This window comes from Streptomyces albireticuli (assembly GCF_002192455.1).
In the GTDB taxonomy this organism is placed as follows: Bacteria; Actinomycetota; Actinomycetes; order Streptomycetales; family Streptomycetaceae; genus Streptomyces; species Streptomyces albireticuli_B.
This window is the reverse complement of sequence record NZ_CP021744.1, coordinates 4,509,449-4,534,639: the sequence shown is the minus strand read 5'-3', so window position 1 is coordinate 4,534,639 and position 25,191 is coordinate 4,509,449. Positions and strand designations below refer to the sequence as shown.

The 25,191-nt window shown below is 74.3% G+C and carries 16 protein-coding genes; 9 read left to right on the top strand and 7 right to left on the bottom strand.

Going from position 1 to position 25,191, the window contains the following annotated elements:
* The first annotated feature begins 331 nt into the window (after positions 1 to 331).
* Entirely contained in the window at positions 332 to 2,209 is a 1,878-nt protein-coding gene (recQ, locus tag SMD11_RS19620) for a DNA helicase RecQ (protein ID WP_087927681.1), read from the top strand.
* 178 nt (positions 2,210 to 2,387) lie between these two features.
* Here recQ and SMD11_RS19615 read toward each other — a convergent pair whose 3' ends face one another.
* Positions 2,388 to 3,485: a questin oxidase family protein gene (locus tag SMD11_RS19615; RefSeq protein WP_087927680.1), complete on the bottom strand. Its 1,098-nt coding sequence runs from the start codon at positions 3,483 to 3,485 to the stop codon at positions 2,388 to 2,390.
* A 115-nt stretch (positions 3,486 to 3,600) separates the two neighbouring features.
* Between SMD11_RS19615 and SMD11_RS19610 the strand changes: the two genes are divergently transcribed.
* The gene (locus SMD11_RS19610) at positions 3,601 to 4,140 is read left to right on the top strand and encodes a MarR family winged helix-turn-helix transcriptional regulator (RefSeq protein ID WP_087927679.1); all 540 of its coding nucleotides are present in this window, start codon (positions 3,601 to 3,603) and stop codon (positions 4,138 to 4,140) included.
* On the opposite strand, the gene SMD11_RS19605 is transcribed toward SMD11_RS19610, so the two are convergent.
* Together SMD11_RS19605 and SMD11_RS19600 are read right to left on the bottom strand one after the other, a co-directional pair.
* Complete coding sequence (locus tag SMD11_RS19605) at positions 4,070 to 4,720, bottom strand: class F sortase (RefSeq protein ID WP_234366427.1); 651 nt, start codon at positions 4,718 to 4,720, stop codon at positions 4,070 to 4,072. The two genes, SMD11_RS19610 and SMD11_RS19605, sit on opposite strands and share 71 nt — an antisense overlap.
* Positions 4,721 to 6,004: 1,284 nt before the next feature.
* Entirely contained in the window at positions 6,005 to 6,541 is a 537-nt protein-coding gene (locus SMD11_RS19600; RefSeq protein ID WP_087927677.1) for a hypothetical protein, read from the bottom strand.
* A gap of 419 nt (positions 6,542 to 6,960) precedes the next feature.
* On the opposite strand from SMD11_RS19600, the gene SMD11_RS19595 reads away from it, so the two are divergent.
* Genes SMD11_RS19595 through SMD11_RS34985 form a run of 4 tightly spaced genes read left to right on the top strand, consistent with a single transcriptional unit; the run spans position 6,961 to position 14,924 of the window.
* Positions 6,961 to 8,760 (top strand): S1 family peptidase, encoded by a 1,800-nt coding sequence (locus SMD11_RS19595; protein ID WP_087927676.1) that lies wholly within the window; start codon positions 6,961 to 6,963, stop codon positions 8,758 to 8,760.
* Complete coding sequence (locus SMD11_RS35490; RefSeq protein WP_159395325.1) at positions 8,757 to 11,069, top strand: serine/threonine-protein kinase; 2,313 nt, start codon at positions 8,757 to 8,759, stop codon at positions 11,067 to 11,069. Before SMD11_RS19595 ends, SMD11_RS35490 begins: the two co-directional genes overlap by 4 nt.
* Positions 11,070 to 11,082: 13 nt before the next feature.
* Positions 11,083 to 12,654: a VWA domain-containing protein gene (locus SMD11_RS19575; RefSeq protein ID WP_087927674.1), complete on the top strand. Its 1,572-nt coding sequence runs from the start codon at positions 11,083 to 11,085 to the stop codon at positions 12,652 to 12,654.
* Complete coding sequence (locus SMD11_RS34985) at positions 12,651 to 14,924, top strand: extracellular solute-binding protein (RefSeq protein ID WP_107421966.1); 2,274 nt, start codon at positions 12,651 to 12,653, stop codon at positions 14,922 to 14,924. The genes SMD11_RS19575 and SMD11_RS34985 overlap by 4 nt, the downstream gene beginning before the upstream one ends.
* Positions 14,925 to 14,957: 33 nt before the next feature.
* On the opposite strand, the gene SMD11_RS19565 is transcribed toward SMD11_RS34985, so the two are convergent.
* Both SMD11_RS19565 and SMD11_RS19560 read right to left on the bottom strand, forming a co-directional pair.
* Positions 14,958 to 16,844, bottom strand: a complete 1,887-nt coding sequence (locus tag SMD11_RS19565) for a hypothetical protein (protein ID WP_087927673.1) — start codon at positions 16,842 to 16,844, stop codon at positions 14,958 to 14,960.
* 221 nt (positions 16,845 to 17,065) lie between these two features.
* The gene (locus SMD11_RS19560; RefSeq protein ID WP_234366090.1) at positions 17,066 to 19,585 is read right to left on the bottom strand and encodes a D-alanyl-D-alanine carboxypeptidase; all 2,520 of its coding nucleotides are present in this window, start codon (positions 19,583 to 19,585) and stop codon (positions 17,066 to 17,068) included.
* Positions 19,586 to 20,071: 486 nt separating this feature from the next.
* Between SMD11_RS19560 and SMD11_RS19555 the strand changes: the two genes are divergently transcribed.
* The 3 genes from SMD11_RS19555 to SMD11_RS19545 all read left to right on the top strand — a co-directional run bounded on the left by SMD11_RS19555 (position 20,072) and on the right by SMD11_RS19545 (position 22,473).
* Entirely contained in the window at positions 20,072 to 20,842 is a 771-nt protein-coding gene (locus SMD11_RS19555; protein ID WP_087927671.1) for a GOLPH3/VPS74 family protein, read from the top strand.
* Positions 20,843 to 21,215: 373 nt separating this feature from the next.
* The gene (locus SMD11_RS19550; protein ID WP_087930610.1) at positions 21,216 to 22,073 is read left to right on the top strand and encodes a helix-turn-helix domain-containing protein; all 858 of its coding nucleotides are present in this window, start codon (positions 21,216 to 21,218) and stop codon (positions 22,071 to 22,073) included.
* Between the two features lie 196 nt (positions 22,074 to 22,269).
* A complete protein-coding gene (locus tag SMD11_RS19545; RefSeq protein ID WP_087930609.1) occupies positions 22,270 to 22,473 on the top strand; it encodes a DUF397 domain-containing protein in 204 nt (67 codons plus the stop codon).
* Between the two features lie 111 nt (positions 22,474 to 22,584).
* Here the strand turns inward: SMD11_RS19545 and SMD11_RS19540 are convergent, their stop codons facing one another.
* Together SMD11_RS19540 and SMD11_RS19535 are read right to left on the bottom strand one after the other, a co-directional pair.
* Positions 22,585 to 23,730, bottom strand: coding sequence for an ADP-ribosylglycohydrolase family protein (locus SMD11_RS19540; RefSeq protein WP_087927670.1), 1,146 nt, complete (start codon positions 23,728 to 23,730; stop codon positions 22,585 to 22,587).
* A gap of 77 nt (positions 23,731 to 23,807) precedes the next feature.
* Entirely contained in the window at positions 23,808 to 24,953 is a 1,146-nt protein-coding gene (locus SMD11_RS19535; protein WP_234366089.1) for a hypothetical protein, read from the bottom strand.
* Positions 24,954 to 25,191 lie beyond the last annotated feature (238 nt).

Below are 25,191 nucleotides of genomic sequence, written 5' to 3'. Positions count from 1 at the left end.
GACGGGGTGCGCCTGCGGCGGGCTTTTCCCCAGCCCCGCCCCTTCCCGAAACCGGGGGCAAGCCCCCGGGCCCCCGTTCCGCGCTGACGCGCGGTGGCCTCGAACTCCCCCAGCTACCGCTGGGAGGTGCCCCCAGCCAGGCTGATTTCGCCCGGTTCCGGGCAACAAATCAGCCCGTCCGGCGTTTGAGGACCGGGTCCGGGGCGGAGCCCCGGTCGGGAAGGGGCGGGGCTGGGGAAAAGCCCCGCGCAGCGGCGCCCGCACCACCCCGCCGCACCCCCACTTATCCACATCACCCATCCGTGTCACCCAACCCTCGTAGACTTTCCGGATGGCCGACCCCACTGAGACCGCCTGCCCCACAGCCCCCAGCCCAGCCCCCAGCGAGGCCCTGAGCTGCCTGCGGCGCGTCTTCGGTTACGACGCGTTCCGGGGCGAGCAGGAAACGATCATCGAGCATGTCGTCGCCGGCGGCGACGCGCTCGTCCTGATGCCGACCGGTGGCGGCAAGTCGCTCTGCTACCAGATCCCGGCCCTCGTCCGGCCGGGCGTCGGCGTCGTCGTCTCGCCCTTGATCGCCCTCATGCAGGACCAGGTCGACGCCCTGCGGGCGCTCGGGGTCCGCGCCGGGTTCCTGAATTCGACGCAGGACCTCGACGAGCGGCGGCTCGTCGAGGCCGAGTTCCTGGCGGGCGAGCTGGACCTGCTCTACCTGGCACCGGAGCGGCTGCGCGTGGAGTCGACGCTGCGGCTGCTCGACCGCGGCAAGATCGCGCTGTTCGCCATCGACGAGGCGCACTGCGTCGCGCAGTGGGGCCACGACTTCCGGCCCGACTACCTGGCCCTCTCGCAGCTGCACGAGCGCTGGCCGGACGTCCCGCGCATCGCGCTGACCGCGACCGCCACGGAGGCCACCCACGGCGAGATCGCGGCCCGGCTGAACCTGAAGGACGCCCGGCACTTCGTCGCGAGCTTCGACCGCCCGAACATCCAGTACCGGATCGTGCCGAAGAACGACCCGAAGAAGCAGCTCCTGGAGCTGCTGCACTCCGAGCACCCCGGTGACGCGGGCGTCGTCTACTGCCTGTCCCGCAAGAGCGTGGAGGACACGGCCGACTTCCTGGTGGCCAACGGCATCGACGCCCTGCCGTACCACGCGGGCCTGGACGCGGCGACGCGCGCCGCGAACCAGTCGCGCTTCCTGCGGGAGGACGGCGTCGTCGTGGTGGCCACGATCGCCTTCGGCATGGGCATCGACAAGCCGGACGTCCGCTTCGTCGCCCACCTCGACCTCCCGAAGTCCGTCGAGGGCTATTACCAGGAGACCGGCCGCGCCGGGCGGGACGGCCTGCCGTCCACGGCCTGGCTGGCGTACGGGCTCCAGGACGTCGTCCAGCAGCGCAAGATGATCGACGGCTCGGAGGGCGACGACGCCCACCGCCGCAAGCTCGGCGCACACCTCGACGCGATGCTGGCGCTGTGCGAGACGGTCGAGTGCCGGCGGGTGCGGCTGCTCGCGTACTTCGGGCAGGCGAGCGGCCCGTGCGGCAATTGCGACACCTGCCTGACGCCCGCCGAGACCTGGGACGGCACGATCGCCGCCCAGAAGTTCCTCTCGGCCGTGCTGCGGCTGGCCCGGGAGCGGCGGCAGAAGTTCGGCGCGGGGCAGATCATCGACATCCTGCTGGGCAAGAAGACCGCCAAGGTCATCCAGCACGACCACGACGGCCTGACCGTCTTCGGCATCGGCACCGAGCTGAGCGTCGCGGAGTGGCGGGGCGTGGTGCGGCAGTTGCTGGCCCAGGGCCTGCTCGCCGTCGAGGGCGACTACGGCACGCTCGTCCTCACCGACTCCAGCGCGGAGGTGCTGGGCAGGCGCCGCGAGGTGCTGCTGCGGCGCGAGCCCGCGAAGCCGGCCCGCGCCGCGAAGAGCTCGTCCCGGTCCGGCGGCTCCGGCAAGCGGGCCGCGCCCGTGGACCTGCCCGCCGAGGCGGTGCCGGTCTTCGAGGCGCTGCGGGCGTGGCGGGCGGCGACGGCCAAGGAGCTGGGCGTACCCGCGTATGTGATCTTCCACGACGCGACGTTGCGGGAGATCGCCACGGTGTCGCCGTCGTCGCTGGACGAGCTGGCGGGGGTGAGCGGCGTGGGTGAGAGCAAGCTGGCGAAGCACGGGGAGGCGATCCTGGGGCTGCTGGGGACGCCCGCGTAGCGGGTGGCCCTGGCGGACGGCCTTTCCCCGGCGCCGCCCTGGGCCCCGGTCCTCAGGCGCCGGACGGGCTGAATTTCCGCCCGTCCGGCGCCTGAGGACACCGCGCGTCAGCGCGGGAAGGGGGCCCGGGGGCGAAGCCCCCGGTTTCGGGAAGGGGCGGGGCCGGGGAAAGATCCCCCTACGCCCTCCCCATCGGCTTGATGCGCCGCTGCGCCGCCACCACCGCCGCCGCGAACCGCGGATCCGGCCGCAGCGCGTGCTCCCGCCCGCACGCCTCCGTGAACTTCAGAACGTGCTCGTCGCCGTGCTCCACCGCCCGCGCGGCGAGCTCCCCGAAGGACGGCAGTTCCGTCTCCGCGGCCTCGCGCGCCGCATCCGCCTCGCCGCCGCGGTCGGCGGTGAAGGCCAGCAGGAACGCCACGTGCACCTGCCAGAGCACGGCCACCGTCGGTTCGTGGAGCTCCACCGGCAGGTGGGGCAGGACGAGGCGCACGGCGGCGGGTGCCGTGACGCCGTGGACGAGGGGGATCGGGAAGACCTCGGGGTGGCCCAGGTAGACCCCGGCGAACTCCGTGGTCATCTCGCTGAGCAGCCACTGCGCGCGGGCCGGTGCGAGGGCGTCCAGCGCCTCGGACCAGCCGGCGAGCTCGTCGGGGCGGGCGAGCCGGCGGGCCGCCTCCGCCCGGCCCCGCTCGCCGGGGAAGGGGGTGCGCGGCAGTGCGGCGACGGCGCCCGGCAGGTCCAGCCCGCCGCGCATCCGCACCTGGCCGGGGAGGTGGGCGAAGCGGGCGGCCCAGTAGGCGAGGCCCCGGGACAGCTCGGTGAGCTGGTGCGGCGTGGGCAGCGGGGTGGCGGCGAGGGAGCGTACGGCGTGGGCGGTGCGGATCAGGCCGTGCGTCAGGCCGGCCAGCAGGCCGGGCAGCAGCCGGGGCCACCAGCGCACGAGGACGTCGCGCCAGGCGGCGTCGGCGAGTTCGCGGACGAAGAGCTGCTCCCAGTCGCCGGCCCGGGAGAAGTCGCCGAGCGCCGGGCGCCAGGACGTCTCGTCGGCGGGGTCGAGCGGGAAGCCGCGCGCGGGCACCTCGTGGTGGGGCATGGCCGTGCGGTAGCCCTCGACCCAGGCGGCGACCGCGTCGCCGTGGCCGAGCACGGCCAGGGCCTCGGCGCCCATGGGGCCGTGGTTGGCGAGGTCGGCGCCGGCCCCGCGCTCGTAGCCGAGGTCGGCCATGCGCTCCAGCGCGTCGTTCAGTGCGTCCCGGTATCCGATGACGGGCATGGCGGTACTCCCCCTCCGTACGGGTCCGGACGGGCGCCGGGGCCGCGGCGGGCCCCCGCACCTTCTGTTCGGATTCCCGAATAGTTTGGTTTTCCGAAGCGTCTACACTCGCAGTATGCCGCACGACCCCGCAGCCGCGGAACGCCCCCCGTCCTCCCCGGAAACCGCCGCGCCCCGGGTCCCCACCCCGCAGGAGATCGAGGCGATCGGCCTCGTCCCCCTGCTGGCCCCCTACCTCCGCCAGGCCCGCGGCCAGATGCCCGACGAGCTGCGGACGGCCTTCGAGGCGCACAGCCTCACGCCCCGGCACGGTGCCGTCCTCCCGCAGCTGCTGGCCGAACAGCCCCTGGCCGTCGGCGAGCTGGCGCAGCGGCTGCGGCTGTCGCTGTCGACCACCAGTGAGCTCGTCGGCGCCCTGAGCCGGGCCGGGCTGGTCGAGCGCCGCGAGGACCCGGCGAACCGGCGCCGCACGCTGGTCGCCATCCCGGCGGACCGGCTGCCCGTCGTCCAGGAGTTCATCACCGCGCGCTCGCAGCCGATGCTGCGCGCGCTGGACAGCCTGTCGCCGCGGGACCGCGCGGGGTTCATCGCGGGGCTGACGGCGTGGGCGAGAGAGGTTCAAGCCCAGGACGGGGCGACTGCCGCACGCCGGTGAGGTGGGCGTAGACGACGACGTTGCCCAGGTAGGCGCGGGCCTCCTCGTCGAAGCCGCCGCCGCAGGTGATCACCCTCAACTCGGCGCGCGCGGTGTGCCCGTAGACCTTCCGCGAGGGGAAGTCCTTGCGGCTGTAGACCTCGATCGCGTCGATGGTGAAGACGGCCGTGCGGCCGTCCGCGCGCGGCACCTCGACCGCGTTGCCCTTCTTCAGGGCGCCGAGGCTGTAGAACACGGCGGGGCCGGTGGCCGTGTCGACGTGGCCGGCGACGATCGCGGTGCCGACGGAGCCGGGGGCGACGCCGTCCGCGTACCAGCCGGCGAGGTTCTGGTCGTCGTCGGGCGGGCTGGAGAGACTGCCGTCACGGAGCAGGGCCAGGGGACGCATCGGGGCGTCGACCCGGATGGACGGGATCCGTATCCCGATGGGCTGGGCGGGCGGCAGCGGGGGCGCCTCCGCGCCGTGACCGGGGGCGGCCGGGCCGGGCCGGCCGGTCGCGAACGCCTCGGCGGCGGAGGGCTGCGGCGGCGGCCCCTGCGCACCGGCGCCGTGCTGTATCAGCCAGCTCCCGACGCACAGCGCGACGGCGAGAACGACGGCGACGACGGTCTTCCGCCGGGACTCCTCGGCGTACCCGGAACGATGCCCGGAGCCGTAGGCGGGACGGTAACGGCCGTCATGAACCCCGGGCCCCTGGCGCGAGCGGGCGCCCTCACCCGCCCGCCGCCCCACCCGGGATTCCCGCCCGGGCCCGGAGGCCGACTCACCGTACGCACCGGAGCCCCGCACCCGCCCCCGCCGGCCCCACCACCCGTCGCACGGGCGGGCGCCATCGCCCGGCCGCCGCCCCGCCCGGGATTCCCGCCCGGGCCCGGAGGCCGACTCACCGTACGCACCGGAGCCCCGCACCCGCCCCCGCCCCCGCCGACCCCACCACCCCTCGTACAAGCGGGCGCCCTCGCCCGTAGGCCGTCCCGTCCCGGGCCCTTGGTCCGCCCTCGCCTCCGAACCCCGCGCCCGGCCCCGCCAGGCCCGCCGCCCCTCGTACGGGCGGGCGCCCTCACCCGCCCGCCGCCCGACCCCAGGCCCCGCCCCCGGCGCGGAGGGCGGGTCGCCGTACGCGCCCGCGTCGCGGCGGCCGTACGGGCGGGTGCCCCACGGCCCGTACCCGTACCGCCCGCCTACGCCCCACAGCCCGTACGCCCCGGCGCCCCACGTCCGCGCGCCGGGGAAGCTCCACGCCCCGCGCCGGAGGGCGCCACGCGCCGTGAGCCTGCGGAGGAGCCCCGGCGGGGCCTCCTCCCGCGCCCCCGCGGCGTGCTCCCGCCGCGCCGGATCTCCGGCAGCCGCCTCCTGGGGTCCGGCGGGCCCGGGAGCCCGCCCCTCCCGGGGCCCGCGCGTGCCTACGGGACCGTCCGGCCGCGCCACCGTCCCGGCCGCGTCGCCCGCCGCGTCCCGCCGCGCCACCGCGCCGTTCGCCCGCCCCCGCCCGGCCCCGGACGCGCCGGCGGGCCCGGCCCGCCGCGCTGCCGCCCCACGCGCACCGCCCGCACCGTCCCGCCGCCCCTCGGCCGCCCCGCGCGAACTCGCCGCACCGTCCCGCCGCGCCACCGCACCGCCCGCACCCGCCCGCGCCGCGGCCGCCGCACCACGCGCCCCCTCCGCGCCCGCGCCCTTCGGCGTCGGCGCCGCCGCCGACGCCGCCCGCTGCCGGGACTCGCGCGCGCGGCGCTGCCGGGCTCGCTTGCGGGAGCGCCGGCCTCCGTGCTTCTGGGACATCGGGATCCTCCACCGCGCCCCCGGTCCCCGGGCGTTCGCGCGCGGGGACCGGGGACGGAGCCTGCCGGACGGGGTACGCGGGCGTCAGACCCGGTTGCCGCCGCCGCGCCGGCGGAGGAACCAGGTACCGCCGACGGCCGCCGTCGCCAGCACCGCCGCGCCGGCAACGATCTCCGTCATGCCCGAGTCGTCGCTCGTGGAGCCGACACCGGTCTTCACGCCGCCCGTCGGGGGCTTCGTGGTGGCGCCGCCGCCCCCGCCGCCACCGCCGCTGGTGACGACCAGGTCACCGGTGGCCTCCTTGCCGTTCTTGCACTTCACGCCGATGCCGTACGTGCCCGGCTTCGCCGTGTTCGGCACGGTGAACTGGCCGACCACGACCTCCTTGTGCGTGCCCGGCATGAGCTGGAAGGAAGCCGGCCCGCCGACCGCGCTGGCGTCACCCGTACCGGAGCCGTTCGACCCGCAGGCGGTGGTGTTCACCGTGACCATCGTGCCGGGCTGCGCGGGGTTCGGGGTGACCTCCAGCTTCCCGAAGGTCGCGGCGAGCGAGGGCGAGCCCGCCAGCCCGAGGGCGGCTATGGTCATGGCGGTCCCGGTGAGCACTCGTGCTGTACGCATGCTTGTTCCTCCGTGAGCGCGGACGCGGCACCGGTGTGCCGGCGACGGAGTGGGGGGTTCCGCGCTCCTCCAAGCCGAGGGAACCGGCGTTCCGCCGCCCCCGCACCCTGACGTCACATCAGATCCACCGCCCCGGCCACCCACGCCGGGCCCACCGGACGGCGTAACGGCAGGTCACCGGGGGTGACCGTACGGTCACCGGTCCGGCGGCACCCGATCACGGCGAACGGGTGACCCGACGGCGCCCGCACGGCCACGCACACCACCCCGGCGTGCGCCCCCTTCCGCGCCTCAGGCGCCACCCCTCCCCCGCCACTCCCACCCCTCCCCGCGCGACCTCTGCCCTGAACCACACGGAACGGTGGCCCATGAGTCACAAGGGGTCACAGCCGAGGAGCCCGCGCGTATGCTCTGCGCCCATGGGGGAGAGCACCGAAGTCCCCGTCAACGACCAGGTGTTCGAGGAAACGTGGCGGGTGCGCATTTCCACGCCCGGCGGCGGCATGCTGGGCGCCGGGATCCTGCTGGGCGTCGACACCGTGCTGACCTGCGCCCACGTCATCCCGTGGGACGGCGGCCCGGATCCGGCCGACGAGGTCCTGGTCGAGCTCGTCGGCGTGGCCGGCGCACCGCCCGTGCGGGCCCGGGTCGCCGAGGGCGCCTGGGTGCCCGAGCAGCGGGACTCCCGGGGCGACGTCGCCCTGCTGAGACTGGCCGAGCCGCAGCACGCCCGGCACGCGGCCCCGCTGCACCGGATGGCGCCGTCCCCGGGCCGCACCGTGCGGATGTTCGGCCACCCGGACATCCCCGGGCTGCGCGACGGCGTGTATTTCTGGGCCACGATCGACGGCCCCTGCGGCCCGCGCGGCGAGTGGGTGCAGCTGTCCCCGCGCACCCCGGCCGAGACCGTGCGCCCCGGCTTCAGCGGGGCGGCCGTGACCGACGTCGAGACCCACCGGGTGCTGGGCATGGTGGTCAGCCGCTACGACGACCGGACCATGGACGCCCCCACCGGCCAGCGGCTGCACCTGTCGTACATGATCCCGATCGAGACCATCGTCCGGCACCTGCCGCAGATCGAGGAGCACGTCGGCGGCCGGCGCGGCAACGACCTGCCGTCCGTGCCCCGGGGCGCCCCGCTCGACCAGGACTTCGCCCGCTGGCTGGCCCGCTGGCTGGGGGCCGCCGACGGCGGCGGCCGCCGGGGCGTCGTCGAGGCGATCGTCATCAAGAAGGGCGAGGCGGCCCGCGCCGCGACCCTCAGCCGGGCCGTCGCCCTCGCCGACCGCGAGGTGACGGCCGACTGCCCGCCCCCGGCCGCCCGCCCCTCCGACCGGCCGCCCGACCGCCTCGCGCCACCCGGCCCGCCCCGCACGCTCCGCCCCCCGCGCCCCGCCGACGAGACCGTGCCGCCCATCGGCAGCGTCGACCTCGCCCTCGACGTCTCCGGCGGGACCGTCGCCCACGTCGCCGAGCGGGTCGCCGACCGGCTCGGCCTGCACACCGGCGACGGCGACGGCGCCACCGCCGTCGGCCGCTTCGGCGAGATCCGCACGGTGCCGCTCACGGTCGTCGCCGAGGGCGTCGACTACGCCGAGGACCCCATGGCGCTGGTCGAGTTCACCGACCTGCTCGCCGCCCGGGGCGCCCGGCTGCTCCTCGTCTTCCGAAACCCCGAATCGCAGAGCCTGGAGCTGGCGCTGAGGATGGCCGACCCGAGCAAGGACGAGATCACCGCCCGGCTCGACCGGGTCCGCGACCGCATCGAGCACATCGCCCGCCGCGAGCGCACCGCCTACGACCGGGCCGCGCTCGTCGCGCCCGTACGGGCCGTGCCGCAGGAGGCCACGGGGCTGCGGCTCGACCTCACCACCCTGTCCTGCGACCCCGAGCGCGGCAGCAGAAGGTTCCTCCCCAAGCTCGCGGCCTTCGAGAGCGCCGTGGAATCGGGACTGCTCCGGGTCGAGGAGGCCATCGGGGTGGCCGAGGCGGGCGTGGCCCGCCGCGACGAACTGCGCGGCCGCCTGGAGGCGTTCTACGCCCTGCTCGCCACCCGCAGCCTGGAGGAGGAGCGGGCCACGGCGCCCCTCTACCGCGTCGCCCACAACCTCCTCTACCAGGCGCCCTGCGAGCTCACCGAGGCCGAGCGGGCCGTGGAGCGGTTCGCCGAGGCCGTACGGCGGCACACCCACCGCCCGCGAGGAGGCGACCGGCAGTGACCCCACAGATCCCGCAGGCACCGCAGGCCCCACGCGCCGACTGCGAGCGTCCCGACTGCCGGGGCTGCTCCGCCGACGGCACCGGCTTCTGCCGCGTCACCGGCCACGCCCTGCGGGTCCCCGCGCAGGCCGACGGCCTCGCCGAGAGCCCGCCCACGGCCGGCACCCACCGCCGGAGGGCCACCGACCGCCTGTTCACCGTCGGCCCGGCCGGCGACGGCCTGCTCGACCTGCCCGTCGTGCGCGCCCCGTCCCCCGAGGACCTGGTGGTCACCGACCGGTACGCCCCGCTCGGCGGCCGGACGTGCGGCTGGGAGGGCTGCACCGCCGTCGTCGGCCGGGCCTACGCCGGCCAGCCCGCGCTCACCACCGGATTCTGCTCCCGCTGCGGCCACCCTTACGACTTCACCCCGCAGCTCTCCCCCGGCGACCTCGTCGGCGAGCAGTACCGCGTGGTGGGCTGCCTCGCCAACGGCGGCCTCGGCTGGATCTACCTCGCCGAGGACATCCGCCTGGAGGACCACCCCGTCGCCCTCAAGGGCCTCATCCACACCGGCGACCCGGGGACGCCCCTGCACATCGAGCGGGACTACCTCACCCGCCTCGACCACCCGCGCATCGTCCGCATCATCAACTACGTGACCCACCCGGGCCGTAGCGGCACCGACGGCGACCCCGAGGAGCCGCCCGTCGACTACATCGTCATGGAGTTCGTCAACGGCATGCCGCTCTCGCAGGTCCGCGACCGCATAGGCCGCCGCGAGGGCCCCTTCGGCGAGGACCGCGTCTTCGAGTACGTCCTCGCCTACGGCTGCGACATCCTCGACGCCCTCGACCACCTCCACCGCGAGGGCCTCGTCTACTGCGACCTCAAGCCCAACAACGTGATGCACCAGGGCGACCGGGTGAAGCTCATCGACCTCGGCGCCGTCCGCGTCATCGGCGACCTCGAAGGCCCGGTCATGGGCGCCCGCGCCTTCATGGCACCCGAGGTGATCGACCGCCTCGCCGCGGGCCTCTCACCGCGGTCCGACCTCTACAGCGCCGGGATGACCCTCAGAGCCCTCTCCGACGAGGCAGGCCCACGCCCGCCCGGCCTGGCCGGCGAGTCCTACGAGCGGGCCGTCGCCCGCGCCGTCGCCGAGGAACCGCTCGCCCGCTACCCCGGCGCCCGGGCCATGTCCGAGCAGCTGCGCGGCGTCCTCCGCGAGATCCGGTCGCTGCGCACCGAGCGCGAACACCCCGAGCCCTCCACCCTGTTCACCCCCACCGCCGCCCTCCTCGACGCCTCGCTCGGGCGCGTACCGCCCCTGGAGCGCTGGCTGACCGGCGGGCGGCGGCCGGTGCTCGACGGCGGCCTGCCCGCGCCCGACCGGGTGCCGCTGGACCTGCCCGTGCCCTCGCCCGACCCGGCGGACCCGGCCGTCATGCTCCTCCTCCAGCCGACCACCAGCGGCCCCGGCCGGCTCGTCCAGCAGCTGGAGGCCTCCGGGTACGACTCCGTGGAGATCCGGCTCCGGCAGTGCCGCGCCTCCCTGGAGCTCCGCGAACTCGACGCGGCGGCCCGCTATCTGGCGGACGCCCGGCACGCCCTGGCCCACGGCGGCCTGTACGACTGGCGGGTCCACTGGCACCAGGGGCTGCTCTGCCTCGCCCGGGGCGACACGGACGCCGCGGAGGGCGCCTTCGACCGCGTCTACAGCGATCTGCCCGGCGAGTACGCCCCGAAGCTCGCCCTCGGCTACTGCGCCGAGCAGCGCGGCGACCCGGACTCCGCCGAGCGCTACTACCAGGCCGTCTGGCAGCGCAACCGCTCCCAGGGCAGCGCCGCCTTCGGCCTCGCCCGCATCCGGCTCGCCGACGGCGACCGCACGGGCGCCGTCGACCTGCTCAGCAAGGTCCCCGAGGTCTCCCGCCACCACGACGCGGCGCGCACCGCCTGCGTGCGGATCCTCGCCGGACGGCTCCGCGCCGACCAGGGGCGCGGCCTGCCGGGCCTGGCCGAGCTCACCGAGGCCCTCACCCGCCTCCCGCAGCTCTATCTGGACGAGGGACACCGCACCGGCCCGGCCCGCGACCGCCTGGAGGCCGAGATCCTCGACGTCGCCCTGGACTGGGTACGGGCGGAGTCGACGCCCACCGCCGACCGCGCCGGCGGCGGCCTGTTCGGCACCGCCGACGAGGAGTTCACCATCCGCACCCGGCTGGAGGCGAAGCTGCGCGGCCTCGCCCGGCAGGCGAGCACCCCGGCCGACCTCGGCGCACTGGTCGACCTGGCCAACCGCGTCCGCCCCAAGACCCGCTTCTGACCAGGGGGACCAGATGCACCGAGCGAACGGCAGCCAGGCCGACCACCCCAGAGCGCACCGGCAGCCCACCGTGGCCGCGCAGCTGGGGCAGAACAAATACCTCGCCGCCGGCGACGGCACCGTACCGGCGCACGCCATCCTCACCGTGGAGGCCGACGGCCTGGACCGGCTCACCGCCCGCGCCGGGTCCGCCGAGGTCATCGTCATCGACTGCTCCGGGTCGATGAACTGGCCCAGCACCAAGATCGCGGCAGCCCGGCGGGCGGCCGCCGCGGCCGTCGACGTGCTGCGTGACGGCACCCGCTTCGCGCTCGTCGAGGGCACCGAGCACGCCCGCGTCGTCTACCCGCCCGGCGGGCGCATGGCCGTCGCCGGACCGGACACCAGGGCCGACGCCACCCATGTGGCGACCGGGCTCGTCGCCGCCGGCGGCACCGCCATCGGTGCCTGGCTCAGCCGCGCCCTCGACCTCCTCACCGGGCAGGACGCCCCCATCCGGCACACCCTGCTGCTGACCGACGGGCGCAACGAACACGACCCGCCCGGCCGGCTGGAGAGCGTGCTCGCCGACTGCGCCGCCGCGTTCACCTGCGACGCGCGGGGCATCGGCGACGAGTGGGCCGCCACCGAGCTGCGCGAGATCGCCACCCGGCTGCACGGCGTCGCGGACGCCGTGGAGGACGACTCCGACCTGGAGGCGGAGTTCCGCGCCATGATGACCACCGCCATGGCGAAGGCCCTGCCGGACATGAGGATCCGGGTGAGCCTGCGCGAGGGCAGCGAGCTGCGCTTCCTCAAGCAGGTCTTCCCCACCGAGCTGGACCTCACCGCCGAGGGCGTCCGGACCGGCGAGCTCACCTGGGAGTTCCCCACCGGGGCCTGGGGCGACGAGGCCCGCGACTTCCACCTCTGCGTCGCCACCGGCCCCGACGGCGACCCGCGCGGGCAGGACCTCCAGCTCGCCCTCGTCGCGCTGGTGACGGGCCCGGCCGAGGGCGGCGGCGCCGTGGAGGGCGTCTCCCTGCCCGCGCCCCGCCCGATGCTGCTGCACTGGACCGACGACCACGCCCTGTCCACCCGGATCCACCCCCGCGTCGCCCACTACGGCGGCTACGCCGACCTCGGCCGGGCCGTCATCGCCGGCTGCGAGGCGTACGAGCGCGGGGCGCGGGAGTCCGCGGAGCGGGAGTGGGGCCGCGCCGTGCGGCTCGCCCACGAGCTGGGCGACGAGAAGGTGCTGCGCAGGCTCGGCCGGCTGGTGCACGTCACCGACCTGCCGCGGGGCGCGGTGCGGGTCCGCGGCGACGTCGCGCCGGGCGACCTCAACGCCGCCTGGGTGACGGCCGACCACAGCACCCAGTGGACGGCGCCCTCGGAGCCCGCGGACCGGCCGCCGCGGCCGGTCCCCGCCGCCCGGCGCCCGGCCCCGGACCGGCGGTGCCCGAACTGCGAACGCCTCGCGGCGCCCGCGGACCGGCACTGCGCCCAGTGCCGCTACCTCTTCCCGGAGGCCCCCGGCGCCTCCGACACCTCCGGAGCACCTGGATCCCCCGGTACCCCCGACCCCCCTGGACACGCCGTATGAAACCGGAGCCCCCGAGCACCCGCCCGTACCTCATACGCCGCCTGGCCGCCCTGCTGACCGCCACCGCCCTCGCCTTCGCCGCCCTGCTGGCCGCCTTCTACGGGGTGGGCCGCAACGCCGCCGCGGTGACGGACCGCACGGCACCGGCCATCGTGGAGGTCGAGGCGGCCCGGAAGGCGCTGGAGACGTCCTACGCCGCGGCGCGGGCCAGCCTGGACGAGAAGGACACCGCCGAGGCCGAGGGCGTCGGCGAGACGTACGGCGCCGAACTCAACGCCGCCAAACAGCACCTGGTGAAGGCCGGCCTCGGCACGGTCGCCGACAAGGAGGGGCGGGAGACCCTGCGGACGGCGACCGGGCAGGTCTCCTCGTACGACTTCCTGATCCAGCAGGCCGCCCGCAGCCCGGACAACGAGACCCTCAGGAGGGCCTACCTCGGCTACGCGGAGAACACGCTGCGGAAGAAGGGCAGCGGCATCGTCTCCCGCCTTGAGAAGGTCCAGCTCAGCCAGCGCGGGACGCTGGCGGACGAGACGTCGTTCGACGGGCCGCTGTGGTTCCTGTGGGCCACGGCCTATGTGCTCTGCGCCGCGCTCGCCTGGCTCCTGGCCGGCACCCAGCGCGCGCTGCGCCGGCGGTTCCGCCGCAGGATCAGCCCGCCGCTGGCGGGGGCCACGGCGCTGGTGGCACTGGTGCTGCCCCTCCTCACCGTGCTCAGCCTCCAGATCCAGGACGGCCTGAAGCTGGCGGCCGGGCGGCTCGGCAGGATCGGCGATCCCGCCGGGACCCTGCCGAAGGTGGAACAGACCATGGCCGGCACCCACTGGCGGGCCGCGGTCGCGGGCTGGATCCCCCTGGCCGCCGTCGTCCTCGCCGCCCTGGTCGTGGCCGGCCTCCAGCCACGGATCGAGGAGTACCGCTTCGGGAAGGTACGGCGGCGCGGCGAGCGGCGGCCGCGGACCCGGTTCCACAACCGGATGTACCAGGCCACCGCCGCGTTCCTCGCCGTGTGCCTGGTGCTGCTCGGGTCCGTCGTCAACGGCGGCTGGCCCGACCTGCGCGAGGGCAGGGTCACCGTCCTCGCCTCCTGGACCGGCGACGAGGAGAAGCGCTTCGTGGCGGTCCTGGAGCGCTTCCGCGAGAAGGAGAACATCGACTTCACCTATCAGGGCACGACCTCCCTGCGCGACGTCCTGCTGTCCCGGGTGAAGTCGGGCACCGCCCCGGACATCGCGATCCTGCCCAGCCTCGGCGAGGCGGCCGAGTACATCGGCGATCTGCAACCGCTCGGGAAGGTCCAGGAGAAACCGCTCCGGTCCTACCGGGACTACGAGCCGCTCTGGACCTCCCAGGACGGCGCCGAGATCCACGCCGTCCCCGTCAAGGTCTCCCTGAAGAGCATCGTCTGGCACGACAAGGCGCTCTCCCGGGGCCTCGACGCGCGCTCCGCCCAGGGCGCCCGCTGGTGCGCGGGCATGGGCGGCGACGCGACGTCCGGCTGGCCGGGCACCGACTGGGTCGAGGACATCCTGCTCCAGCGGAGCGGCAAGGACACCTACATGGCGTGGGCCCGTGGCGACCTGCCCTGGTCCTCACCGGAGGTCCGGGACGCCTGGCGGCTCTTCGGCGAGCGGCTCGGCGCCGGGCCCGCGAGGACCGCGCTCCGGCAGGACTACACCCACGGCCCCTTCCCGAAGCCCGACGGGAAGGGCGACGTCCGGCCGCCCGGGTGCGACCTCCAGCACCAGGGCTCCTTCATCCGCACCACCTACCGGGACGGCGCGGCCGCCACCTTCACGCCCTTCCGCGACCTCCTGCCCGGGGCCGACCGCACCGGCACCGCCCGCGAGATCTCGGCGGACTTCGCGACGCTGTTCGGCAAGAGCGCGGCGGCCAGGAAGCTGATGAGGTTCCTCACCGAGGAGGAGGCCCAGCGCGTCTGGGCGAAGCCCCTGCCGGACAGCGAAGGCACGACCGTCACCGCCGGTGAGGACCCCTGGAGGCCCTTCTTCCTCACCTACCGGGAAACCCTGCCCAAGGGTTCCGTCAACGCCCGCGTCGACGAGGAGCTGCACGCCCGCGCCCCCTTGTGCCTGGACGCCTCGGACGTCATGCCCCCACGGATGCGCTCCGCCTTCCAGCACGGCGTGCTGGACTACCTCAGCTCGCCGGACGACGCGACGCTCACCCGGGTCCTGGACGACCTGGACGCGGTGCGCGTGGGCACGGCGAGGACCCCGCACGCGGACCCGCCCCGGGTGTGCAACTGACGCGGCGCCCCGTGGATCGGGGCGCCCCGCCCGCTACGGCAGCAGCTCCTCCGGGCACCCCGTACCGCGCGGCAGCTTGTACTTCGCCGCGATCCGGTACGTGCCCGCCTTCGGCGCGTGCAGCACCGTCCAGTTGTCCTCCGGCTCGCCCGCCCGGGCCTCCTGCACCCGCTTCGACAGGCACCCGTTGACGTTGACCGGCGGCTCCCCGTCCGGCCCCGTCCGCGGCGGCTGGACGTCCTTGCCGGACTTGTCCAGCAGGCCCAGCCACGGCGAGTAGGGGATGCGGACGAGCACCGGACCCGCCTTCCGCACCGTGATCGTCCACTCGTCGGCGTCCGCGCGCTCGACGGTGGCGGGCGGCTCGGCCAGCGGGGTCGGGGACTCCACCTCGTAGAGCCGCCAGTTCGCGTCGGACCAGACCTCGCGCAGGTACGGCTGGCCCTTGGCGACCAGCCTGGCCTCGCCCCGCGCGGCGGGGTCGGGCTCACCGACAGGCAGCACGACGTAGTGCACGGCCCAGCGGTCGAGCCAGGCGCGGTAGCTGGCCGGGGTGAGCATGCCCGGCTCGTAGAAGAGCGGGTTGCGCTCGCGGTCCGCCTGGCGGTTCCAGCCGCGCGCCAGGTTGAAGTACGGGGCGAGGGCGGAGGCCTCGCGGTGGCTGCGGGCCGGGACGACCTCGACCCGGCCCCGGCCGGCGTCCACCCGCTGGAGGCGGTCGACGACGGGCGCCAGCTCGCGCGCCCAGGACGCGGCGGGGGTGGCGTGCAGGATGTCGCCGATGGAGTTGGCCGCCTGCCAGGCCGTGATGGTGGTCAGGGCGAGGACCAGCGCGGTCCAGTCGCGCGCCGAGCGCAGCAGCTCGGACATGGGCGGCAGCTTCCGCTCCACCAGGACGGCGAGGAGCACCACCCCACCGATGATCATGCCGAGCCGGGAGATGTTGGTGCCGATCTGCGAGGGGATCAGCCAGACGAGCAGCACACCGACGGTGTAGAGCGCGGACACCATGCGGACCGTGCGCCACTCCTTGGGCACGAAGACCACGCCGAAGACGCCGCTGAGCAGCGGCAGGATCACGGAGCCGAAGAACATCGGCTGCGTGCCGGAGAAGGGGAACAGCCACGCCGACAGGCCCACGACCACGACGGGCGGCACGCCCAGCGCGTACGCCGCCGGGCGGCGCCTGCTCAGCCACAGGGCGGCCGCCACGATGCCGACGAACAGGCCGGCGACCGGGCTGGACGCCGTGGCGAGGGCGGCCATCAGGCCGGCCAGCGCGGCGCGGCCCCAGCGGTACTTCCCCTCGGAGCGCCAGCGCGTGGGCCAGGCGAAGATCACGGCCACGGCCGCCAGGCCGAACATCATGCCGAGGCCGAACGTCACCCGGCCGGAGATCGCGTTGCAGGCCAGCGCGAAGGAGCCGTAGAGGGCGGGCCACAGCGGGCGCCGCACGGCGCGGCTGCGCACCAGCAGCAGAGTGATCAGGCCGGCCGAGAGGGTGCCCGCGATCATCATGGTGGGGCGGACGCCGAGCTGGGCCATCAGGTACGGCGAGATCGCGCTGTACGAGACGGGGTGCATCCCGCCGTACCAGGAGAGGTTGTACGCCGAGGTCGGGTGCTGGAGCGCGAACTCCGCCCAGGCGTCCTGGGCGGCGAGGTCGCCACCGCTGGTGGCGAAGATCAGCACCCAGAGCACGTGCAGCAGCGCGGCGAAGCCGAGGGTGGTCAGGACGGGCCGGCGCGCGAGCGCGCGGCGGGTCCGCCGCAGACGCGCGCGCGGGCCCGTGCCGTCCGCACCGCCCGTGCCGTCCGGCTGCCGTCGTATCCCTGAGGGAGCGGTCCCGGAGGAGGCTCCCTCACTCCGTCCGCCCGGCCCTCGCGTCTTGCCGGTCCGTGTCGGCCCCACCGTGGTCACTGCCGTTCTCCCCGTCTTCCCCGAGGTCTTCCCCCATCGTGGGGCACGGCGCCCGGCCGTGCTCAAACCCTCGCGACGCTAGCACGCCGCCGGGACCCGTCCGGAACGGTGAACGGCCCCCGGCCCGTACCGGTGGGTACGGGCCGGGGGCCGCCGCGGCGCCCCGCCGTCCGGGGGCCTCGGGGGCCTCCGGACGGCCGGATCGGTCCTCCTGGGGCCGATCAGCCCAGACGGGTCAGCTTCGCGCCGAAGGACGGCTCCACGAGCTCCTTCTGGAGGGCCACCGGCACCTTCATCGCCCCGGTGCCGCTGCCGACGGTCAGCTCGCCGACCTCGGTGCCGGCCTTGGCCGTGTGCGGCACGGGCTTGGCGCCCTTGCCGATCGTGAGCTTGGCCGTCATGCCGGGCCAGCCCGCGCCCTTCAGGTCCTTCGTCGCCATGACCGGGGTCTTGCCGCCGAGGCCGTCCTCGACGTAGCCGACGACGTCGCCCTTCTTCACGATCGTCGCCGCCGCCAGGTTGTCCTGCACGGCCTTGATCATCTTGTAGCTGACGTTCTTGACCATCATCAGGCTGTTCTCGGCGTTCGGGTCCGGGCCGCCCTTGAAGTGCTGGTCCATCGTGGCGCCGAGGATCATGTGCTCCTTGCCGCCGACCGTGCGCTTCGCCGCCCACATCAGGGTGCCGCCGGCCGGGGTGCTGGAGCCGGTCTTGATGCCGAGCACACCGACCTTGAGCAGCAGGGTGTCGTTGTTGTTGTTCAGGTGCGGGCCGTTGGGCACGTCCGTGTTGGTCTTGGCGACGATCTCGCGGAAGACCTCGTTCTTCATGACCGCCTCGGCCAGCTTCAGCTGGTCGACGGCCGTGCTGACGGTCGTCTTGTCGAAGCCGCTGGGGTCCGTGTACGTCGTCTTCGACATACCCAGCTCCTTGGCGGCGTCGTTCATCTTCGCGACGAACGCGTCCCGGGTCTGGGCGTCCCAGCGGGCGAGGAGCCGGGCGGCGTTGTTGCCGGAGGGGATGAGCAGCATCTGGAGCATGTCGTACTCCGAGAACTTCTCGCCCTTCCTCAGGGGCACGCGCGACTCGTCCGAGGAGTTCGACTCCTGCTCCGCCTCGGCGTCGACCTCGATGTCGGGACCCTTGTCACCCTTCTGGAGCGGGTGGTTCTTGAGGATCACGTAGGCGGTCATGACCTTGGCGACGCTCGCCGTCGGTACGGGCTTCTCCTCGCCGTACGTGCCGAGGCTGCCCACGCCCTGGACCATCGCGGCGGCCTGGCCCTCGCCGGGCCACGGCATGGCGAACTTCTCGCCGTCGAAGGTGAACGTGGCCTTGGCCGAGGCGATCGAGAGCTTGGTGTCCGGCAGCGGCCGGAACGCCTGCACCGCGCAGAAGACGATCAGGAGCAGGACCACCAGCGGGGCGTAGATCTTGACCCGGCGCATCGCGGTGCGGGCGGGGGTGTCCGGCGGCGGCGGGGTGTTCGTCAGCTGCGCCAGCAGGTCGAGGGGCGCGGCGGGCTGCGCGGGCACCTCGGGCGCGGCGGCGGCGCCCTTGGCGGCACCGTCCTGGCCGGGCCCGCCCTTCGGCGGCTGCGCCTTCTGCGGGGCGGGGGGCGTGACGGAGACCGGTATGGCGGGCTTGGCGGCGGCCGGCTCGGCCGCCTTCTCGGACTTCGCGGGCGCGCCGTCGAGCGACTTCAGCGGTACGAACTGGCTCGTACGCTCCGAGTCCGACTCCGCGGGGGTCTTTCCCTTGCCGTCGGCCTTGGCGGCCGGCTTGACCTCAGGCTTGACCTCGGGGGCCTTGAGCAGCTCGGTCGGCTGGTCGACGGAGGCCGCGGCCTTGCCGTTCTTCTTCGGCGGGACGACGCCGAAGGCGGCGGTGGCACGGTCGGCGGGGGCGTCCTCGCCGCCCTTGGCCGCCTTGGCCGCCTTGGCCGCCTTGGTGTCCTTGGCGTCCTTCGCGAGGGCCTCCGCACCGTCGTCACCCTTGGGACGGACGGCACGGAACACGGCCGTGGCCTGGTCCGCGGGGGCCTTCTCACCCTTCGCGGGGGCCTCGGAGCCGCTCCCGGCCTCGGGCCGGACGGCACCGAAGACGGCCGTGGCCTGGTCGGCGGGGGCGGCGGCGTCCTTGGCGGGGGCCTTGGCGGCCTTGGTGGCCTTCGCGCCCTTGGTGTCCTTGGCGTCGTCCTTCGCGGGGGTCTCCGCGGCGTCGCCGCTCTTCGGCGGGACCGTACGGAACACGGCGGTGGCACGGTCCGCGGGGGCATCGGAGCCCTTGCCGGACGCCTCGTCGGCCTTCGCCGACGTACGCGCCTTACCGTCACCCTCGGCCGCCTTCGCGGGAGCCTCCGCGGCGTCGTCGGCCTTCGGCGGGACCGTACGGAACACGGCCGTGGCACGGTCCGCGGGGACGCCGGAGCCCTTGCCGGACGCCTCGGCACCCTCGCCGGCCTCGTCGGCGCCGTCGGCCTTCGCGGAGGCTTCCGAGCCACCGTCGGCCTTGGGCCGGAGCGCGCCGAAAACGGCCGTCGCACGGTCGGCGGGAGCCTTCGGGCCGTCCTCGTCGCCGTCGGCACCCTTCGCGGAAGACTTCGCTGAGGGCTTCGCGGAGGGCTTCGCGGGAGCGTCGGCCGAGCCGGAGGCCGCGTCCGCGTCATCGCCGCCGTCGGAGGCGGTCACCGCGCCCTCGTCCTCTTCGTCTTCGTCCGCGACGGCGACCCACGCCGCCACCGCGGCCTTCAGCCGGGCGTCACCCGCCTTGGGCGCGCCGGAAGACTCACCCTCGCCGGCCGGTGACTTTGCATCCGCATCGGTATCCGCGGCCTTCGGCGCAGCCGAATCCGCACCGGATTCCCCGGAATCCCGGAAAATCCCGAGCCGGGGATCACGCTCGCCGACAGTCGTCTCCCCCGACGACTTCCGCTGCTCCGACTTGTCGGGGGACTCGCCCGCCACCGATGCCTCCTCGAATTCCCACGCCATACGCCGCCGCGAGGAGCTGAGCACCCCGCCGCCCGAACCTTCACAACGCTTACCAGTGTCCTGTGTCGCCGCCACGCCACCGCGCAACCGCTCCGTCAATGGGGTTCGACTGGCCTCACCCCCGTGCAAGACGAGACGACATACCTACCGGTTCCCACCCGAAGCCACCACGCACTCTCGACAGACCAATGTGAGAGGGGTCACCCTGTCACTCATCCACGCGGGGAGGCATGGATGGGCAGGAGCCGCAGAACAATTCCGGAGGAGCTTCTGCTGCTCGCCTTGGACCCGGCCACGGGAACCACGGCGCAGCCGCAGTCGCTCGACCTCGGTCTCGCCGGAGCGCAGCTAGTGGAGCTGGCTCTGGCTGGACGGATAGCCCCAGACGGGGATCGTATCGCCGTGGTGATGCCACGGCCGACAGGAGATCCGACCCTGGACTCCGCACTGGAGCTGCTGCGTCGTCGTGGCAGTCCGGTGCGCGCGGTCCACTGGATCGGCGGGCCCCGGCTGGGGCTCCGTCAGACGTATCTCACGCACCTGGAGCGGTGCGGCATGGTGCATGCCGTGGCCGGCCAGATGTGCGGGGTGCTGCCGACAACTCGCTACCAGGCGACGGACACGGCCATCAGCCGGGAGATCAGGGCCCGGCTGGACAGCGCGATCCGCACCGGCGTCCCGCCGGACCCGCGGACCGCCGCCCTGGCCGCGCTCGCGCACGCGGTGGGTCTGGGCAAGCACCTCTACCCGGGGAACGAGGGGCGGTCCTCCCGCTCCAGGCTCCGGGATCTGATCAGGCACGACCCGATGGGCGGACTGGTGGCCCACGCGGTGATGGACGTACAGAACGGCGTCGCCGCCCAGCCGCGGCGGGCACCGGCCACCGCGGCCGGTAACGGCGCCGGACCGGGGCGCCGTGCGGCGTCCGTGCGGGCCTCGGTGGGATCCGCCGACCAGCCCGTGGCGCACGGTGCCGCGGTGATGGCCCGTGCCGGGGCCTCATAGCCGGTCCGCCGGCCGGTGAAGGCCGACCGCCGCGCACCCGTACTGCCGGCGGTTCTCCGCACCACGCACCCGGTTCTCCGCACCACCCGTACACAGCACACGCACAGCTCCAGCAGACCGCACCGCAGTCCCCCGGCCGATTCGGGAGCCGCGACATCGCGCGGGGTGGTGGGCCGGGCCGCCCGGGACGGCGGCGGGACCCGCCGCCCCGCGCACGCGTTCCCGGCGCACCGGGCCGGACTTCCCGGATCACCGCACGTCAGCGCTCACCACGAGCGCACTCTGTGTCGGCATTTCCCAGCGCCGCCCCGGCCAGTGGTGGCAGGCTGCGAGGTCAGGAGACAGCAGCATGACGGAGCCGGAGGTGCGTCCCGTGGCGTCCAGTGTCAATCCCACCGTTAGGCGACGCCGATTGGGGCAGGAGCTGCGCAAGCTCCGCGAGCTCAAAGGCATGACGGCCGAGGAGGTGGCGGAGCGGCTACTGGTGTCGCAATCCAAGATCAGCCGGTTGGAGAACGGGCGTCGCAGCATCAGCCAGCGTGACGTCCGCGACCTGTGCGGGGTGTACGGCGTCGAGGACCACCGCATCGTCGATTCGCTGATGCAGATGGCCAAGGAATCGCGCCAGCAGGGCTGGTGGCACGCCTTCGGCGACATCCCTTACAGCGTCTACATCGGTCTGGAGACCGACGCCGCCTCGCTGCGGGTGTACGAGGCCTCGCTCGTCCCGGGACTGCTCCAGACGCCCAATTACGCGAGCGCCGTGACGGAGGGCTCCTGGCCGGAGGCGACGGCCGCGGACATCGAGCGCCGCGTCCAGGTGCGCATGCGCCGGCAGGAACGCATCACCGACCCGGAGAACCCGCTCCGGCTGTGGGCGGTCATCGACGAATCGGCGCTGCGCAGGATCGTCGGCAACCGGGCCATCATGCGCGAACAGATGCGACAGCTGGTGCAGTTCAGCCTGGAACCGCACATCACGGTGCAGGTGCTGCCTTATGACGTGGGCGCGCACCCGGGCATGTACGGAAAGTTCTCCATCCTCGAGTTCACCGACCCGCAGGACGCCAGCACCGTCTATCTGGAGGGAATCACCAGCGACCTTTACCTGGAGAAGCCGAATGACGTCCAGACCTACAGCGTGATGTATGAACATTTGCGGATGCAGGCATTGAACGCGGACCACTCACGACAGTTCATCGACAGGGTCGCCGAGGAGTGGGCGAGCTGAGGCGGCCGCACCGTACACCGACTTACACCACCGAGGGAAGAGACTCCTGGTATATGCCATCCGGTCGAGTGAACGGGCCATTCATCAGCTGATGTTGGCGCGTAACGTCGGTCGCACCGCGGGAAAACCGGTGCTTCGACCGGCGGTTCCGGCGGAGCAATACTCACACGGCACTCACCAAGGCATGGGAGCAATCATGGCGATCCAGCAGGGAAAGACCACGTGGCGGAAGTCCTCGTACTCGCTGGCCAACGGCGACTGCGTGGAGGTCGCCTCCCCTCTCCCGCAGTCCATTGCGGTCCGTGACTCCAAGGACCCGCAGGGCCCCGTCCTCGGCTTCACCCCCGATGCCTGGGCCTCGTTCGTGACGACCGTTACCGATGGCGCTTACGACCTCTGATACGTCCGGCCGATAGAACCCTTCCTGATCCATAAGCAGTTCCGCGCAGAGCCCTCTCGCCTGGTGCGCCGTCCCGGCCGAGAGGGCTCGGCCGTGTCCGGGCCCCTTGTGCTATCGCAACCACTCCGCGTCCAAAGTGCCGGGATAGCGGTCCTGCCAGGCGCCGGAGGACACCCCGGGACCGTGCAGGGCCGCCCCCTGGAACAGCTCCATCGCGAAGTCGTCGGCGAGTTCCAGGATCGTCGACCGGCCCTCCAGTCCGGCGAGCCAGGCCGGCGGCAGCGCCGTCTCACCGTGCAGCGCGCCGAGCAGGTTTCCGCAGAGGGAGCCGGTGGAGTCGGAGTCACCGCCGTGGTTGACCGCGAGCAGCAGGCCGTGGGCCATGTCCTCGGCGACGAGCGCGCAGTAGACGCCCATGGCGAGCGCCTCCTCCGCCACCCAGCCCTGGCCGAGCGACTCCAGCCGCTCCGCCGTCGGCGGCCCCTGCCGGACGGCGGCCAGCGCCCCCTGGAGCGCCGCGGTCGTCTCCTCGTGGCCAGGCCGGCCGGCGAGCAGCGTGAGCGCCCGGTGGACGCCCGCGTCGAGGGTCTCACCGCGCGCCGCGGCCTGCACGACGACGGCGAAGGCACCGGACGCGAGGTAGCCGGAGGGGTGCCCGTGGGTCTGGGCGGCGCACTCGGCGGCCAGTTGGAAGACCTGCCGCGGCTCCCAGCCGGCGAGCAGCCCGAAGGGGGCGGAGCGCATGACCGCGCCGCACCCCTTGGAGCCGGGGTTCTTGGGCGCCTCCAGGGTGCCCATCCGGTCGTCGGCGAGCCCGGACAGACAGGCGTTGCCGGGCGCGCGCTGCGCGTACAGCCACTCCTGGCGGGCGAGCCAGCCGGTCCCCGGACGGTGCCCGGCCGGCCCCCGGGCGCGCTGGGTGAAGGCCCAGCGCAGATGCGCCCGGTGGACGTCGGCCTGCGGCTGCCAGGCGCCCCTGTCGCGCCGCACATGGGCCCGGATCAGGCCGTCGACGGTGAACAGCGTCATCTGGGTGTCGTCGGTGACCGCGCCGCGCCGCCCATAGGCGCTGACGTAGTCCCGCACGCCGTCCGGCCCGTGCGCGGCGCGGATCGCCGCGAGGGACTGGAACTCGATGCCCGCGCCCAGCGCGTCACCGATCGCCCCGCCCAGCAGGGCGCCCCGCACCCGGGCGCGGAAGTCCTGCTGCTGGGCACGGCTCCACAGCGCGGTGCTCGCGCCGGCGGTGTCGGTCACTTCCTGGTCTCCTGGTTCGGTGTCCGGTCCGGTGCCGGACCGGACGAGCACGGTGAGCGGCGGCGCCCGGCGGGGGCTCAGTCCTTGACCGGCCGGACCGTACCCATGATCTTGTCGATCTGCGCCTCGGACAGGGCATTGGGCACGCCCTGGTCGGCGTAGACGACCCAGCTGTGGAAGCTGCCGTCCGGGAGCTTCTCGACGATGCTCTTCACGATCGCCGTGGCCGGGACGCACTGGCTGGGCCGGTTGGCGACGGTGACCTTGGCGGTGGCCGTCCAGCCGTCGATGCCGTTCTTCTTCCACGGCTTGGCCGGAGTCACGTCGATCTTGGGCTTGTTGCCCTTGCCGCCGTAGGCGTAGAAGCCCCAGTTGCCGGCCCAGTTGCGGGCGTTCTCCTGGATGCTGAGGGAGGTGTCGCCGCCCATCGTGCCGACGTTGGCGAGCTGGCCCTTGCCCGCCTCGCCGATCGCGTTGGGGTTGGCGCCGGAGGTGCAGCCGCCCTCGCGGAAGCTGGCGGTGTCGCGCATGGTGATCTGCGGCTTACCGGCCTCGTCGGTGTACGCGATCATCGTGTCCTGCGGGAAGAGCTTCCACTGCTCGGCCTTGCCCGGCACGTCGTAGCGGAACTTGTACTCCCGGCTGGTCTGCGTCTGCCAGCCGGCGATCATCGGCTGGTCGCCGGCGGGCGGTGCGCTGTCGCCCGGCTCGGGCTTGTCGCCCTGGCCCTTGTCCTGCCCCTTGCCCTGGCCCTGCGCCGGGGCGGCCGACTCCTTCGACGGGGCCGGGTCCTCCTTGTCGTCGCCGCCCTTGAGCAGAATGAAGGCGCCGCCGCCTATGACGGCCAGCGCCACGACGCCGCCGACGACGGCGAGCAGCGTGCGGTTGCCCCGCCCGGAGGGCTGCGGCGGCTGGGGCGCCTGGTGCTGCTGCGGGAAGTGCGGCTGCTGCGGGGGCGGCGGCTGCTGGCCCTGCCACTGACCGTACGGCTGCTGCGGCCGCGCGGGCGGCCGCGCGCCGGGCGGGCCGGGGGCCGGCGGCGGGGGCGGCGGCACCTGCGAGGAGACGGCGGGCTGCGCGAACACGGTGGGCTGCGCGTGCACACCACCGGGCGGCGGGGCGACGGCCGGCTGGTCGACGGCGGTGGCCTCGGGGACGCCCGGCGGGGTGCCGTGGGGCTGCTGGGGCTGGTGAGGCTGTGGGGGGTTCTGGGGCCAAGACATGCGGGCCACCCTAGGCGACGGACTGTGGCCGCCCGGTCGCCTGTTCTCGACAGAACGGCAACATCGCTGGAGTTTCCCCAGCCCCGCCCCTTCCCGTAACCGGGGGCAAGCCCCCGGGCCCCTTTTCCGCGCTCCGCGCGGTGTCCTCAAGCGCCGGACGGGCTGAAATTCAGCCCGTCTGGGGGCACCTCCCAGCGGTAGCTGGGGGAGTTTGAGGACATTCGGGAAGGGGCGGGTA

Bases quoted from the DNA above. Each gene is read 5' to 3' on its own strand.
- recQ (WP_087927681.1), top strand. From the start codon at position 332: ATGGCCGACCCCACTGAGACCGCCTGCCCCACAGCCCCCAGCCCAGCC.
- SMD11_RS19615 (WP_087927680.1), bottom strand. From the start codon at position 3,485: ATGCCCGTCATCGGATACCGGGACGCACTGAACGACGCGCTGGAGCGC.
- SMD11_RS19610 (WP_087927679.1), top strand. From the start codon at position 3,601: ATGCCGCACGACCCCGCAGCCGCGGAACGCCCCCCGTCCTCCCCGGAA.
- SMD11_RS19600 (WP_087927677.1), bottom strand. From the start codon at position 6,541: ATGCGTACAGCACGAGTGCTCACCGGGACCGCCATGACCATAGCCGCC.
- SMD11_RS19595 (WP_087927676.1), top strand. From the start codon at position 6,961: ATGGGGGAGAGCACCGAAGTCCCCGTCAACGACCAGGTGTTCGAGGAA.
- SMD11_RS19575 (WP_087927674.1), top strand. From the start codon at position 11,083: ATGCACCGAGCGAACGGCAGCCAGGCCGACCACCCCAGAGCGCACCGG.
- SMD11_RS34985 (WP_107421966.1), top strand. From the start codon at position 12,651: ATGAAACCGGAGCCCCCGAGCACCCGCCCGTACCTCATACGCCGCCTG.
- SMD11_RS19555 (WP_087927671.1), top strand. From the start codon at position 20,072: ATGGGCAGGAGCCGCAGAACAATTCCGGAGGAGCTTCTGCTGCTCGCC.
- SMD11_RS19545 (WP_087930609.1), top strand. From the start codon at position 22,270: ATGGCGATCCAGCAGGGAAAGACCACGTGGCGGAAGTCCTCGTACTCG.
- SMD11_RS19535 (WP_234366089.1), bottom strand. From the start codon at position 24,953: ATGTCTTGGCCCCAGAACCCCCCACAGCCTCACCAGCCCCAGCAGCCC.